The organism is Mycolicibacterium elephantis DSM 44368 (genome assembly GCF_004014805.1).
Classification (GTDB): domain Bacteria; phylum Actinomycetota; class Actinomycetes; order Mycobacteriales; family Mycobacteriaceae; genus Mycobacterium; species Mycobacterium elephantis.
The window spans coordinates 21,051-33,478 of the sequence record NZ_ATDN01000006.1 but is presented as its reverse complement, the minus strand read 5'-3'; the positions used below and the strand labels follow the sequence as shown (position 1 = coordinate 33,478).

The 12,428-nt window shown below is 68.1% G+C and carries 15 protein-coding genes; 6 read left to right on the top strand and 9 right to left on the bottom strand.

The window, feature by feature from the left end; translation table 11 throughout:
* Nucleotides 1-12: 12 nt before the first annotated feature.
* Both MELE44368_RS05885 and MELE44368_RS05880 read right to left on the bottom strand, forming a co-directional pair.
* The gene (locus MELE44368_RS05885) at nt 13-477 is read right to left on the bottom strand and encodes an SRPBCC family protein (protein WP_128107648.1); all 465 of its coding nucleotides are present in this window, start codon (nt 475-477) and stop codon (nt 13-15) included.
* A gap of 83 nt (nt 478-560) precedes the next feature.
* Nucleotides 561-860 carry a hypothetical protein gene (locus tag MELE44368_RS05880; RefSeq protein ID WP_128107647.1) on the bottom strand — a complete coding sequence of 100 codons (300 nt, stop codon included), beginning with the start codon at nt 858-860 and terminating at the stop codon, nt 561-563.
* Between the two features lie 256 nt (nt 861-1,116).
* On the opposite strand from MELE44368_RS05880, the gene MELE44368_RS05875 reads away from it, so the two are divergent.
* The gene (locus MELE44368_RS05875) at nt 1,117-2,001 is read left to right on the top strand and encodes a cyclopropane mycolic acid synthase family methyltransferase (RefSeq protein WP_128107646.1); all 885 of its coding nucleotides are present in this window, start codon (nt 1,117-1,119) and stop codon (nt 1,999-2,001) included.
* A 1-nt stretch (nt 2,002) separates the two neighbouring features.
* Here MELE44368_RS05875 and MELE44368_RS05870 read toward each other — a convergent pair whose 3' ends face one another.
* From MELE44368_RS05870 to MELE44368_RS05860, 3 genes are all read right to left on the bottom strand, one after another.
* A complete protein-coding gene (locus MELE44368_RS05870; RefSeq protein ID WP_128107645.1) occupies nt 2,003-2,242 on the bottom strand; it encodes a DUF1660 family phage protein in 240 nt (79 codons plus the stop codon).
* The gene (locus tag MELE44368_RS05865) at nt 2,239-4,059 is read right to left on the bottom strand and encodes an MFS transporter (protein ID WP_128107644.1); all 1,821 of its coding nucleotides are present in this window, start codon (nt 4,057-4,059) and stop codon (nt 2,239-2,241) included. The genes MELE44368_RS05870 and MELE44368_RS05865 overlap by 4 nt, the downstream gene beginning before the upstream one ends.
* Nucleotides 4,060-4,122: 63 nt before the next feature.
* Nucleotides 4,123-4,974 carry an alpha/beta fold hydrolase gene (locus MELE44368_RS05860; protein WP_128107643.1) on the bottom strand — a complete coding sequence of 284 codons (852 nt, stop codon included), beginning with the start codon at nt 4,972-4,974 and terminating at the stop codon, nt 4,123-4,125.
* A 61-nt stretch (nt 4,975-5,035) separates the two neighbouring features.
* On the opposite strand from MELE44368_RS05860, the gene MELE44368_RS05855 reads away from it, so the two are divergent.
* Entirely contained in the window at nt 5,036-5,686 is a 651-nt protein-coding gene (locus MELE44368_RS05855; protein ID WP_128107642.1) for a TetR/AcrR family transcriptional regulator, read from the top strand.
* Nucleotides 5,670-6,227, top strand: a complete 558-nt coding sequence (locus tag MELE44368_RS05850) for a lipoprotein LppJ family protein (protein WP_128107641.1) — start codon at nt 5,670-5,672, stop codon at nt 6,225-6,227. Before MELE44368_RS05855 ends, MELE44368_RS05850 begins: the two co-directional genes overlap by 17 nt.
* On the opposite strand, the gene MELE44368_RS05845 is transcribed toward MELE44368_RS05850, so the two are convergent.
* Both MELE44368_RS05845 and MELE44368_RS05840 read right to left on the bottom strand, forming a co-directional pair.
* On the bottom strand, nt 6,224-6,601 hold the full coding sequence (locus MELE44368_RS05845) for a thiol-disulfide oxidoreductase DCC family protein (protein ID WP_128107640.1): 378 nt from the start codon (nt 6,599-6,601) through the stop codon (nt 6,224-6,226). The genes MELE44368_RS05850 and MELE44368_RS05845 overlap by 4 nt on opposite strands.
* Nucleotides 6,602-6,606: 5 nt before the next feature.
* The gene (locus MELE44368_RS05840) at nt 6,607-7,596 is read right to left on the bottom strand and encodes an NAD(P)H-dependent flavin oxidoreductase (protein ID WP_128107639.1); all 990 of its coding nucleotides are present in this window, start codon (nt 7,594-7,596) and stop codon (nt 6,607-6,609) included.
* 52 nt (nt 7,597-7,648) lie between these two features.
* On the opposite strand from MELE44368_RS05840, the gene MELE44368_RS05835 reads away from it, so the two are divergent.
* The 3 genes from MELE44368_RS05835 to MELE44368_RS05825 all read left to right on the top strand — a co-directional run bounded on the left by MELE44368_RS05835 (nt 7,649) and on the right by MELE44368_RS05825 (nt 10,978).
* Nucleotides 7,649-8,596, top strand: coding sequence for a threonine ammonia-lyase (locus MELE44368_RS05835; RefSeq protein ID WP_128107638.1), 948 nt, complete (start codon nt 7,649-7,651; stop codon nt 8,594-8,596).
* Nucleotides 8,597-8,762: 166 nt separating this feature from the next.
* Complete coding sequence (locus tag MELE44368_RS05830) at nt 8,763-10,055, top strand: DUF7159 family protein (protein ID WP_128107637.1); 1,293 nt, start codon at nt 8,763-8,765, stop codon at nt 10,053-10,055.
* A 146-nt stretch (nt 10,056-10,201) separates the two neighbouring features.
* Entirely contained in the window at nt 10,202-10,978 is a 777-nt protein-coding gene (locus MELE44368_RS05825; RefSeq protein ID WP_409366104.1) for a L,D-transpeptidase family protein, read from the top strand.
* Between the two features lie 5 nt (nt 10,979-10,983).
* Here MELE44368_RS05825 and MELE44368_RS05820 read toward each other — a convergent pair whose 3' ends face one another.
* Both MELE44368_RS05820 and MELE44368_RS05815 read right to left on the bottom strand, forming a co-directional pair.
* Nucleotides 10,984-11,661 carry a sterol desaturase family protein gene (locus MELE44368_RS05820; RefSeq protein ID WP_128107636.1) on the bottom strand — a complete coding sequence of 226 codons (678 nt, stop codon included), beginning with the start codon at nt 11,659-11,661 and terminating at the stop codon, nt 10,984-10,986.
* Nucleotides 11,658-12,380: a FadR/GntR family transcriptional regulator gene (locus MELE44368_RS05815; RefSeq protein ID WP_128107635.1), complete on the bottom strand. Its 723-nt coding sequence runs from the start codon at nt 12,378-12,380 to the stop codon at nt 11,658-11,660. Before MELE44368_RS05815 ends, MELE44368_RS05820 begins: the two co-directional genes overlap by 4 nt.
* Nucleotides 12,381-12,428 lie beyond the last annotated feature (48 nt).

Below are 12,428 nucleotides of genomic sequence, written 5' to 3'. Positions count from 1 at the left end.
GCAGAGCTATTTTCAGGCGCCCTCGGGCGCCTCGACCACGGCCTTGATGCGTTCCAGCGTCTTGCGCATGTCGCGGATGTTGCGCCGTCGCCGCAGCTGACCACCGAACACCGAGAACAGCTTCATCGGTAGCGAGTCGCTCAGCCGAAACGACTCGGTGACGTCGGTGCCGCCGTCGGTCGGGGTGAGCCGGTAGTGCCAGTTGTTGACGGGTTTGTCGCCGAGCAATACCGCGAAGCCGAACTCGCGGCCAGGTTCGCAGGCAGTGACCTCACACGTCGTCCAGTACACCGGCCCGATCTCGTTGCGTTTGACGTGCCCGCGGAACCGCGCCCCCAGCGCCGGAGCGGTGGCGCCGCCGAGCCATTCGGCCTCCATCACCTCGGGAGAGAACTTGCCGGTATTGCGCACGTCCGCGATCACGTTCCAGATGCGCTCCGCCGGAGCCGCCATCGACACCGTCACCGAACCGTCCATGTCAGGGTCCCTTCGTCGCCGCTACCCACCTTGGCGTGTCGGTCGGGCAGGCACAAGGGCGGACCACCAGCTGCGGCTGCCGGCTAGCGCAGCTGCGCGATGTCGCCGTGCAGATCCGGCCACGGGGGACGACGCACCATGGCCACCCCGGCGAACACCGCGGACGTCAGGCCCACCAGGATGCCCAGCATGGCGATGCGGCTGGTGTCGACCGCTGGTTTCCAGCTCGCGTGCCCGTCCTTGATCACGAAGACACCGACCGGCTTGGCCCATGGGATCACCGTGGTCCCGTCGGCGGTCTCGAACGGCTGTCCGCAGGTGTGTGCGGCATCGGGGTCGGCCTCGAGCCGGCGCAGCATCTCACCGGCGTCTTGTAGGTTCATGTCCTCATCTTTACGTGCCGAGACGCGTCCGGCCACCGCCCATGTTCGATTACCGTCTGTGCACGTCACAGGGGTTCGCTAGGATTATCGACGCCGTTGGCAATTCGTTCGCCATCGTTGTCGAACAATCGTGTCTGCATGGCATTCGGCATACCCCCGGTACTGTGCGTAGACTGCGCAGACGACGGGGGAGGCGCTCGTCCAGACGCGAAGCCTCACACATCACACACAGTCGATGTCCAAAAGGGTTGGATTTTTGCCAGAGACCACGAACGACGCGGGGGGGCTGAAGCCCCACTTCGAGGATGTGCAGTCGCACTACGACCTCTCCGATGAGTTCTTCCGGCTCTTCCTCGATCCGACGCAGACCTATAGTTGCGCGTACTTCGAACGCGACGACATGACGCTGGAAGACGCGCAGATCGCCAAGATCGACCTCTCGCTGGGCAAGCTGGGCCTGGAACCGGGTATGACGTTGCTCGACGTCGGCTGCGGTTGGGGCGCGACGTTGAACCGGGCGCTGGAGCGCTACGACGTGAACGTCATCGGCCTCACGTTGAGCGAGAACCAGAAGGCCCACGTCGAGAAGTTGTTCGCCCGATCACCCAGCCCCCGCAGCAAGCGGGTGCTGCTGCGCGGCTGGGAGCAGTTCGACGAGCCGGTGGACCGCATCGTGTCGATCGGCGCGTTCGAGCACTTCGGTCGCGATCGATATGACGACTTCTTCAAGATGGCCTATTCGGTGCTGCCCGACGACGGCGTGATGTTGTTGCACACCATCATCAAGCCGACCGACGAGGAGTTCGCCGAGAGCGGGCTGCCGTTGACGATGAAGCTGCTGCGCTTCTCGAAGTTCATCATGGACGAGATCTTCCCCGGCGGTGATCTACCGAAGCCGAACGTCGTCGAGGAGCACGCCGCCAAGGCCGGCTTCGAGCTCAAGCGCGCTCACCGGCTGCGGCTGCACTACGCCCGCACGCTGGATATCTGGGCGGAGGCGTTGCAGGCCCGTAAGGACGAGGCCATCGCCATCCAGTCCGAAGAGGTTTATGACCGGTACATGAAGTACCTGACCGGTTGCGCGGATCTGTTCCGCGAGGGCTACACCGACATCTGTCAGTTCACCCTGGCCAAGAACTAGGTCATCCGCGCCGGAACCGGCGCCACAGCCTCAGCGGAAGCAGCCCGATCAGCGGTGCGCGTTTGCCCAACTCGTCGGCGTCACGCTTGTTGAACGCCGCGGCATAGCGGCTGGCCTCCTCGGCGGTGCGGTACTGCTTGGCACCCGCCGCCTGACCGCATCGCTCACACGACCACCGCATGGTCGCACCGTCGACCGCGAACGTCGGCTGATGACCGAACACCCGGCACGCCAAGGTCATCGCGACGCCTGTTCGCGTTCGGGAAGCACCAGGACGCCACGGCGGTGCCGGGCGATCCGGTTCTCCGCCATCGCTTCCCGCAGCGCCTTACGAAACTCGCCGGGACCCCAGTACCGCGCGCCCACCACCCTGTGCAGCTCACGCAGCGTGATCGGCTCATGTTCGCTGACCGCGCGGGCGATCGACTCGATCTCGTGATCCAGCGCGGTCTCCGGCGCACCCGGGCTGGGCGGCTCGCGCCAGGCAGCGGCCCATCCCGGGGCCGGGCCGGGACGGTACCGTCGAGCCCGAGACAGGCTGGCGCGCTGGCGTTCCGCGCGTGCTGCGATGCGGGCCTCGCGTGCCTGCCGGTCGGGGTCGGCGGCCGGCTGCTCGTCTGTCGTCGTCAACGGCTCCGCCACCGACTCGAGGTCCTTGCCCTCCGCCTTGACGCCCAGCACCAGTTCGACGACGCCCGCGACCGCCATCACTCCGGCGCCGATCAGGAATCCCGTCGCCACCAGGCCGCGTTCGCCGGAATCGATCAACTGCCCGAACAGCAGCGGTCCGGTGACGCCACCGATCGCCGTGCCCACCGCGTAGAAGAACGCGATCGCCATCGCTCGGGTTTCCATCGGAAAGATCTCGCTGACAGTCAGATACGCCGCGCTGGCACCCGAGGACGCCAGGAAGAAGCAGGCCGCCAGCACCGCGATGAACACCCAGGCTCCGCCGGCTTCGGCCACGAACAGCCAGGCGAGCAGCGCCGCGATGGCCGCCGACCCGATGTAGGCGAACGAGATCATGGGCTTTCGCCCGATGGTGTCGAACAGGCGCCCGAGCACCAGCGGTCCGGCGAAGTTGCTCAGCGCCCAGACGATGAAGAACACCGGAACGATGCCGGAGGCGACGCCGAAGAAGGTACTCAAAATGGTGCCGAGATTGAACGTGAACGCGTTATAGATGAACGCTTGCCCGATGAACAGGGCAAGACAGAGGAACGCCCGCTTCGGGTAGTGCGTGAAGGCGACCTTGGCGATCTCCCGGAACGAGATCGTCTTGCGCTGTTTTACGGTGATGGAACCCTCGGCTTCCTCGAGCGGTGGGCTTGTCCCGCGCTCCACCTCGCGCTCGATCTCATCCACGATCCGTTCGGCTTCCTCCTCGTGACCGTGGATGAAAAGCCAACGGGGACTCTCGGGAACCTTGTGGCGCACGACCAGCACCACCAGCCCGAAAACGGCGCCGATTCCGAACGCGATCCGCCAGCCGATGTCGGCGGGAAAGATCGACGTGTCCAGCAGCAGCAGCGCGCCCGCCGCGCCTCCGGCGGCACCGAGCCAGTAGGAGCCGTTGATGAGCAGGTCGACGCGGCCTCTGACGCGGGCCGGGATCAGTTCGTCGATCGCGGAGTTGATGGCGGCGTATTCGCCGCCGATACCGGCGCCGGTGAAGAATCTGGCGAGATAGAAGTACCACGGCGCGAACGCGAAAGCCGTTGCCACGGTGGCGGTCAGATATACCAGGAGGGTGAGGATGAACAGCTTCTTGCGGCCGAACCGGTCGGTCAGCTGACCGAAGAACAACGCCCCGAGACAGGCCCCGGTGATGTAAATCGCTGCAGCGATCCCGATTTCACCGGCGGTGAGCTCGATTCCGCTGCCTTCCTCGGTCAGCCGGGATGCGACATTGCCGACCATGGTGACTTCGAGGCCGTCGAGGATCCACACCCCGCCGAGCCCGAGCACCACGCGCCAGTGAAAGCGCGACCACGGCAACCGATCCAACCGCGACGGTACCTGTGTCGTGATCGTGCTCAACTCCGCCTGGGCACCCATCGCGCCCTCCCTCACCCTCCGTGCTGGCGGGGGAGTACCCAGGGCGGCCGCGGTTCATCCAGGTCAGCTCTGCGGCTTGGTTGCGTGCACCCCGACGATGGCGTCGATCACGGGTTTCGGGGCGTCCAACGACACGAACGTCCTCGCATCAGGCACTTCGACAAAGGTCGAGTGGGGGAACTGGGCGGCGGCCAGTCGCCTGCCCAGCGCGGGCGTGAACGAGCGGTCCCGCAGTCCCCACACCACGGCGACGGGCTTGGTGAACCGCGGCAGCCGGGCGGCGAGGTCGACGAGATCGGTCTTGGCGACGGCGCGCAACAGCGCCGCCAGGTCACGGCGGATGCGCGCGTCGGTGCGGGCCGGTTCGACCCAGGACGCCGTCAGCTGGGCATCCTGGCGCATCAGCATGCCGTAGCCGAGCGGGGAGTTGCGCAGCGCTCGGAACCGCAGTGGTTCGAACAGCAGCTTGATCGACATCGGTCCGCGCAGCACGGCGAAGACCAGATTGAACGGGAACGGCGGGAACTGGTCGAAGGCGTCGCAGTTGGTCAGCACCAGCCGGCCGATGTGTTCGGGATACGCGTCGATGACGAACTGGCACAGGGCGCCTCCGGTGTCGTTGCCGACCAGCGTCACATCGGAGAGGTCGAACGTGACGATGAAGTTTCGGATCATCGCCGCGACACCCTCGGGGGTCAACTGCGGCGAAGATTTGACCGGAATGGTGTGTGAGCCCAGCGGCCAGTCCGGCAGATAGCAGCGGTATCCGAGGGCGGCCAGGCCGTCTGCGACCCGGTCCCACAGTCGGCTGTCGGCCAGGATGCCGTGCACGAACACCACGGGCGGATGCGGGGAGTCCTCCGGGCCCAGCACGCGGTAATTGATTGTGGCCTGTTCCAGCGCTACCTGCGGCATCTTCGATATCCTTCCGATCAGTACTTACAAACACCTAGTACGAAAGTTACGTGCAGCCTGTATGAAAGTCAATGATGCGGCGGAGCCCGCGCGCAAGGTGCGCCGTACCCAGGCCGAGCGGACGGCGGCGACCCGCGCGCAGCTGATCGGTGCCGCGCGAAAACTGTTCGCCGACAAAGGCTTCTCCGAGGTCTCCACGCAGGCCATCGTCGAGGCGGCCGGCGTGACCCGCGGCGCTCTCTACCACCAGTTCGGCGACAAGACCGAGCTGTTCGCCGCGGTGTATGAGGACGTGGAGCAAGAGCTGGTCGCCGACATCGGAACCCAGATCGGCGCCGCGGGCCCACTCGACCCGCTGTCGGCGATGCGCGTCGGCACCCGGCTGTTCCTGGACGGTTGCTCGGCGCCGGATGTGCAGCAGATAGTGCTGATCGATGCGCCTGCGGTACTCGGCTGGGAGCGGTGGCGCGCGGTCGGGATGAAGTACGGGCTCGGCGTGATCGAGGCGATGCTCGCCGCCGCGATCGAACAGGGCGTGATCCCGGAGCAGCCGCTGCGCTCGACGGCCCACGTGCTGCTCGGCGCGCTCGACGAGGCCGCGCTTTACGTGTCGCGCGCGGCCGACCCCGAGCAGGCACGCGCCGAGATGGAGGCGGTGTGTGACCGGTTGATCAGCGGAATCGCCGGGGAGGGCCATGCCGAACCGGGGTGACTGGATCCGGTCCAAGCAGTCCATGGCGTTGCTGTGGGCGGCCATGGTGATGTGCCTGCTGTTGGGAGTCGCTTTCGTGGTGGTCAACGAGCCGGTCGTGCAGGCGCCGAGCCTGTCCGCCGAACCGCTGACCGACGAGCAGGCCGCCGCACAGGTGGTCGACGCGGCACGGCAGGTGGTGGCCGTCGCGCCTCTGCGTGAACCGGCGGGCGGCTACGCGTATGTGTCGTGCAAGAACGCGTATGAACCGCCATACCAAGCGGTTCTCTACCTCAATTTCGTTATGCCGCAAAATAACTGGCGGCATCTGGACGACATCGCGACTGCCATGGCCGCGCACGGCTGGACGCCCGCGCCGACGGCGGCCGAACACTTCGGCCACAAGCTGACCAAGGACGGTGTCACGGCGGTGATGCAGCGCGAGAGCGCCGGCGCCGACGTCGCCTCGATGCGGCTGTATGGCGAGTGCCGCAACACCGCCGATCACCGCAACGACAACCCGGCGTGGATCGAGGTCGCGTTCGAGGCAGCCCTGAGCTAGCAGGACACCGGATGCGATTCGCAGTAAGGGGTGGTGCCGGGGAAGCGGTGGCGGTGATCGGCGACCCACCGATACACCGCCTCCTGCAGCCCGCGGACGCCGGGAAGTCGGTAGAGCCGCAGGGGTAGCCGAGTGCCGAGCGCCGACGACAGCGCGGCGTTCACCGCCTCGGCGCCCGCGTAGACCGCGCCGGACGAGTCGAGCCAGCGCACCGACTCGAGCAGGCGCGACTCCGGGATGCCGAGCCGCTGGGCAGCACCGCCGACCTGCAGCGGTTCGGTGGTCAGCTCGCCGGTGCGGTCCAACCGCAGCAAGAAGCCGCGCGCCCTGGTGCACATCCCGCATCGGCCGTCGAAGAACAGCACTCCGCTCATGGCGTTCAGTGTCCTCCCGGTGACAGCTCGGCGACAGCGTCGGCGGCCGAGATCACAGAGTCGATCCGCAGCACGGTCTCACCGGCGTAGAGCGCGGTGCGCTCCACCGCGGAGTCCGGCATGTCCAGCGTCGGAGCGATGGGGGAGAACAGCGGGAGTTTCGGGTTCTGCAGGTTGTACACGGACGCCGCGGCGCGATCGGGGAGTCGGGCCAGTGGGCTGCTGAGCGCGTTCACCAGCCGCGGCGCCAACCGCGCGCCGCCGTCGTCGTCGCACCAGCGGCGGGTGGCGGCGTTGGCGACGACGCGGTGCGGCGCGGGCCAGCCGAGTCCGAACAGCGTGGTACGAAATGTCCTGTCGGCAGCGAGGATTCGCTGCTGATATGCGTGATGGGCGCGTGATTCCCGGGTCAACAGGAAGCGCGTGCCCGCCACCACGCCGTGCGCTCCGGCGGCCAGCGCCGCGCGGGTGTCCGCAGCCGTCGCGATGCCGCCGGCGAGCAGCACGGGTCGGCCCTCGGCGACGCGCAATGCCACCGGCAGAAGAGTCAGCGCGTCGGTGTCGCCGGTGAGGTGGCCGCCGGCCTCACCGCCCTGAGCGATCAACCCGTCGGCGCCCCAGGCGATGGCCCTGCGGGCCTGCTCTTCGGTACCGACCATGACGAACACGAACACCCCGCCCTCGTGGAGGCGCGCGATCATCGCCCGGTCGATCTGGAACGCCATCACCGCGACATCGACGTGTGACCGCATGCACGCTTCGACGTGACCGCGCCGCACGAACGGCATCAGCAGGTTCACCGCGACCGCACGGTCCGGCGCCGCGTCGCGCACGCGCTCGACGGCCGCTGCGAGCCGGTCGGGTGCGGTCAGGCCGAGGGTGCCCAGCGCACCGGCCGCGGCGACGGCGGCGGCCAGTTCGGGGCCGGCCAGCCCGCCGCCCATGCCCGCCTGGGCGACCGGAACGTCCAGGCGCAGCCGGTCAAGCAGATCCATGACCCGTCACGGCATCACCATATCGGCCCGCTGCGTGCGTCAGACTGAACGCGTGCGGCTGGTGACGATCGACGATGTCGAGGAGGCGGCCGCGCGGGTCCGTGCCTTCATCGTGCGCACGCCGCTGCTGCGGGCAGCGTGGGCCGGCGACGACGACCGGCCGCTGTGGATCAAGCCCGAGAGCCTGCAGGCGATCGGCGCGTTCAAGGTGCGCGGCGCGTTCAACGCGATCGGTCGCCTCGACGAATCCGTCCGCACCCGGGGAGTGGTGGCGTACTCCAGCGGAAACCACGCGCAGGCGGTGGCGCACGCCGCCGCGGTGTTCGGAATTCCCGCGCACATCGTCATGCCGCGCGAGACCCCTGAGGTCAAAGTGGCCGCCACCCGCGGCCACGGCGCCGAGGTGGTGCTGTGCGACGCGGGACAGCGCGAGCGCGTCGCGGCCGAGGTGGTGGAGGAAACCGGCGGCGTGCTGATACCGCCGTTCGACCATCCCGACGTCATCGCCGGGCAGGGCACCATCGGCCTGGAGATCGCCGAGGACCTGCCCACTGTCGAAAACGTCCTGGTGCCGGTCAGCGGCGGCGGCCTGGCGTCCGGGATCGGGACGGCGATCAGGGCGCTCTGCCCGGACGCCCGCGTGATCGGGGTGGAGCCGGAGTTGGCCTCCGACACCGCGCAGGGTCTGCGGGTCGGTCACCGCGTCGACTGGTCGATCGAGGACCGCAACCGCACCATCGCCGACGGTCTTCGCTCACAACCGTCGGAGTTGACGTTCGCGCACCTGCAAGCGGTGCTGGACGGTGTCGTCACGGTAACCGAGAACGAAATCCGCGCAGCGGTGCGCGAACTCGCCATCCGCGCGCATCTGGTCAGCGAGCCCAGCGGCGCGGTGGCCTTCGCCGCCTACCGCCAGGGCTCGACCCCCGTCGGCCGCACCGTGATGGTCTTGTCCGGCGGCAACATCGATCCCGCGCTGCTGCAAGAGATTCTCGCTTAGCGGCCACAGCGGGAGGGCAAATACTCCGCACGGGGGCACTCAGGAGTTTCATGTGGCGCAGCACATTTGGACTCCGGTGCGGTTCGGTAGCCCGTGACACCCGCGGATCCACTGACATTCCGTGCTGTTACCGTCAGCCGGACAGATGCACGTCCGAAGGGTGGAAGTGGACGCCGTACTCGGGTTGTCCGTGACGCCGTCCGCAGTCGGTGTGATCCTCGTCGAGGGACCCGACGACGACGGCAACTCTGCCGACCAGGCTGCCTTCGAGATCTTCGGGGCCCGGCGGTCGACGCCGTTACAGCGGTCCGAGGAGACGGCGGCGGCGGTGCTGCGGACCGAGGAACTGGCCGCCGACCGTGGCCGGCGGCTGGCCTGCATCGGGGTGACGTGGAGTGAGGAGTCCCACAGCGAGGCGGCGCTGCTCCTGAAGACGTTGGGCAACTGCGGTTTCGACAATGTGCTGCCCGTCAGCTTTCTGGAGGCCTCCGAGGCGTTGGCGTGGGGCGTCGCGGACGTTCTGGGGTACGACGTCACCGCGGTGTGCGTGATCGAGTCGTCGACGGCGATCGCGCTGTTCGTCCACCAGAGCGAGGGCGCGGTACAGACCGCCGTCCACCACGGTATCGACAGCGAGGAAGCGCTGATCCGCTGGCTTCACGCCGTGTTCTGCCGGGTCGATTGGCCGCCGCAGGCGTTGGTGGTGGTCAGCGCGGGCGGTGCCGCCGACGAGCTGCTGCCGCGGCTGGAAGGCGTGCTGTCGGTGCCCGTGTACGCCCCTGCCGGCTCGGAGCTGGCGCTGGCCCGCGGCGCGGCGCTGGCCTGGACGCACAACGCCGACTTCGGGCTCGACGACCACGTCGAACCCGCCGACCACCGCGCGCCGCGGCGCCGTCGGCGGATCGGCCACACCGGTGCGCTGGCCATGTTGGCCGCCGGCGCGGTGACGTTTGTGGTGTCGCTGTCCGCGGCGGTCAGTATGCGGCTGGCGCCGACGGACTCGACGCCGGCCGAGTCGCGAAGCGCGACCGGCTCCGTCCCCGAAGCGGCCGTTGCGGTCAGCCCGATCCCGCCCGCTCCGCCTCCGTCGGCCACACCGACAGCCGGGCGCTGGGCGGCGCCCGTACCCGAGCAGACCCCGCCACCGGCGCAGGACCCACTTGCGGTGCTGGTCGAGACCCCCGAACCCCCGCAAGCGCCGGTGTTCGACGGGCCTGCTCCCGCAGCGTTTCCCGAGGCCGCCCCGCCGATGGCTGCCCCCGAAGCTGCGCCGCCGCCTCCCGGCCTGGCCCCCGCCGAACCGGCACCGGTGCCCGAGGAGCGGCCCGGGCTTCTGCGCCGGATCAAGGACCGGCTCGCCGCCATCGGCGACGACGCCGTCCCGCCGCCGCCACCTGCACCGGTTATGCCACCACCGCCGCCCGAAGCTCTCCCGCCCGCACCGCCACCGCCCGCGTGATCTCGCGGCGTTCAGGTTTGCCCTGAAACGATCCTGGCAACGCGACCGATTAGCGGGTACACCGTGCATGTCGAGTAAACCGACATGTGCGGTCGATCCAGCTGCGGTTGCCGGAGTGATCGCACGTGACAACTTAGGATGGCAGTGTGCTGAACGCCGAAAAGCCAGGATTGCCGGCGCTACGCCGGGCGCTGCGACGGATCGCGGTCACAGTAGGCATGGTCGCGCTCACCGCGCCCGGGTCGGTAGCCGTCTCTTCTGCCGGTAGCACCGTGCCCACCGACGTCGTCAGCATCCAGCCCGCGGGCCAGACGGTGGGCGTGGCGCATCCGGTGACGGTGACGTTCGCGGGTGCCGTCGCTGATCGCGCGGCCGCCGAGCGCACCATCGACATCGCCAGCCCGGAGCCGGCCGTCGGGGAGTTCACGTGGCTGAGCGATCGGGTGGTGGAATTCACACCCACCACCTACTGGCCCGCCCACTCGACCATTGCGGTCACGGCGGGCGGGGCGAAGATCAACTTCCAGACGGGCGCGAAGGTGGTGAGCGTCGCCGACATCAGCGCCCACACCTTCACCGTCAGCATCGATGGCGAGGTGGCGCGCGAGATGCCCGCGTCGATGGGTAAACCCAGGTATCCGACGCCGACCGGCAACTTCACCGCCCTTGAGAAGCAGCGCCGGGTCACGTTCGATTCGCGCACCATCGGCATCCCGCTGAGCGATCCCGAGGGATATCTGATCAACGGTGAGTACGGTGTGCGGGTCACGTGGGGCGGTGTTTACGTGCACTCCGCGCCTTGGTCGGTGGGCTCGCAGGGCTACGCCAACGTCAGCCACGGCTGCATCAACCTCAGCCCCGACAACGCGGCGTGGTACTTCGATACGGTCCGCATCGGCGACCCGATCATCGTCCAGGCGTAGAAACCTCACCCAGCCGCGGCCGAAACCGCCTCGGCATGAAGGTTCTTGGCCGTCGGTGAGTTCTCGACCTTCGCCGGGTCGGGATACGTCCCGAGCACCCGGTCGGCGGTGCCGGAACTGGTCACGGTGAACCAGTAGTGCTCGTTCTTGAAATGATGCTGCCGGTGGTTGCGCCAAACAGCGCGGTACAGACGGGTTTTCGGCTTGTAGTCGGTGTGGATCAAGTAGTGGGTCCACTCGTAGGCCAGGCCGAACGTCGCGATGCTCACCAGGAACGTCAGGCCCATACCGAGTCGCGGAAATGCCAACAGTGCAACGCCTACCGCGAGTGGAAGTACCCACAGCAGCGCCTTCCACGGAATGAAGATCAACGCAATCTTGCGCGGATCCCTATGGTGGGCCCGGTGCTCACGGGCGAGCAGCGGATCAAGAGTCAACGGGCCGAACGTCTTTGGCCGCCAGTGCAGGATGAAGACGTGCACCACCCACTCGAAGAACGGGAAGAGCGCCACCATCACGACCGGCACGACGGCGTCGGTGAGCTGCCAGTCGCCGACGGCGATCCGCGCGCCGACCGCCGCGGCCAGCGTCGCGCTGAGCATCCAGGGTGACGGGTATCTCCAGAACTCGCGGCGTGCATCGGCCAAGGTGAACGTTTTTCGGGTACGCGTAGGGGCGCTCATCGGGCTTCCTCCAAGTTCTCGAGCGCGGCGAGCAGTGCCCTCGTGGCGGGTTCGAGAAGGTCGTGCGCGGCCTGCCTGGCACGTTCGGGCTCACCGGCGCAGATCGCGTCCGCCAGTTCCCGATAGGCCTGCGGCCTGCCGACCTCGTCGGCCATCACCGCGGCGAGAGCGGGCAGCGCGGGTTCGTAGGTGGCGCGCAGCGTGTTGTACATCAGCCGGAAGGCGATCGAATCGGCGCCGTCGACGACGTGGTCCCAGAAGCTCAGCGCATGGCGTTGCTGTTCGACCGGATCCCGTTCGCCGGCCAGCGCCGACAACACGTCGTCGAGGACATCGGCCAACTCGGGTCCGCGCCGTTCGGCTGCAAGCTCGGCGACCTTGGGCCCGTTGTGCAAGCGCGTCTCGAGGATGCTGCGCACCACGGACAGATCCAACTCGCCGCCCCGAATGAGCAACCGGGGCAGCAGATCCAGGCCGGCGTGCCTGCGAAAGTCGCGAACGGTGGTGGCGTCACCCTGTCGCACCTCGACCAGTCCGGCGGCGGTGAGCCGCTTGAGCGCCTCACGGACAGCGGGCCGCGAGACCCCCAGCACCTCGGCCAGCCGGCGTTCGCTGGGCAGCTGTTGACCGGGCTGCATCTCGCCGCTGAGCACCTCGGTGACGATCTGCTCGAAGACGTCCTCGGGCACCGAGCGACGGTTCACCGGTTGCAGGGCCATGCCGCCACCCTGCCAGCACACCGGCCAGAGGTCAAGTGGTCTGACCAG

What these genes read in the sequence shown, in the direction of transcription:
- MELE44368_RS05860 (WP_128107643.1), bottom strand. Translation starts at nt 4,974, where the DNA reads ATGCCGCAGGTAGCGCTGGAACAGGCCACAATCAATTACCGCGTGCTG.
- MELE44368_RS05865 (WP_128107644.1), bottom strand. Translation starts at nt 4,059, where the DNA reads ATGGGTGCCCAGGCGGAGTTGAGCACGATCACGACACAGGTACCGTCG.
- MELE44368_RS05815 (WP_128107635.1), bottom strand. Translation starts at nt 12,380, where the DNA reads ATGGCCCTGCAACCGGTGAACCGTCGCTCGGTGCCCGAGGACGTCTTC.
- MELE44368_RS05885 (WP_128107648.1), bottom strand. Translation starts at nt 477, where the DNA reads ATGGACGGTTCGGTGACGGTGTCGATGGCGGCTCCGGCGGAGCGCATC.
- MELE44368_RS05845 (WP_128107640.1), bottom strand. Translation starts at nt 6,601, where the DNA reads ATGAGCGGAGTGCTGTTCTTCGACGGCCGATGCGGGATGTGCACCAGG.
- MELE44368_RS05880 (WP_128107647.1), bottom strand. Translation starts at nt 860, where the DNA reads ATGAACCTACAAGACGCCGGTGAGATGCTGCGCCGGCTCGAGGCCGAC.
- MELE44368_RS05855 (WP_128107642.1), top strand. Translation starts at nt 5,036, where the DNA reads ATGAAAGTCAATGATGCGGCGGAGCCCGCGCGCAAGGTGCGCCGTACC.
- MELE44368_RS05820 (WP_128107636.1), bottom strand. Translation starts at nt 11,661, where the DNA reads ATGAGCGCCCCTACGCGTACCCGAAAAACGTTCACCTTGGCCGATGCA.
- MELE44368_RS05870 (WP_128107645.1), bottom strand. Translation starts at nt 2,242, where the DNA reads ATGACCTTGGCGTGCCGGGTGTTCGGTCATCAGCCGACGTTCGCGGTC.
- MELE44368_RS05840 (WP_128107639.1), bottom strand. Translation starts at nt 7,596, where the DNA reads ATGGATCTGCTTGACCGGCTGCGCCTGGACGTTCCGGTCGCCCAGGCG.
- MELE44368_RS05850 (WP_128107641.1), top strand. Translation starts at nt 5,670, where the DNA reads ATGCCGAACCGGGGTGACTGGATCCGGTCCAAGCAGTCCATGGCGTTG.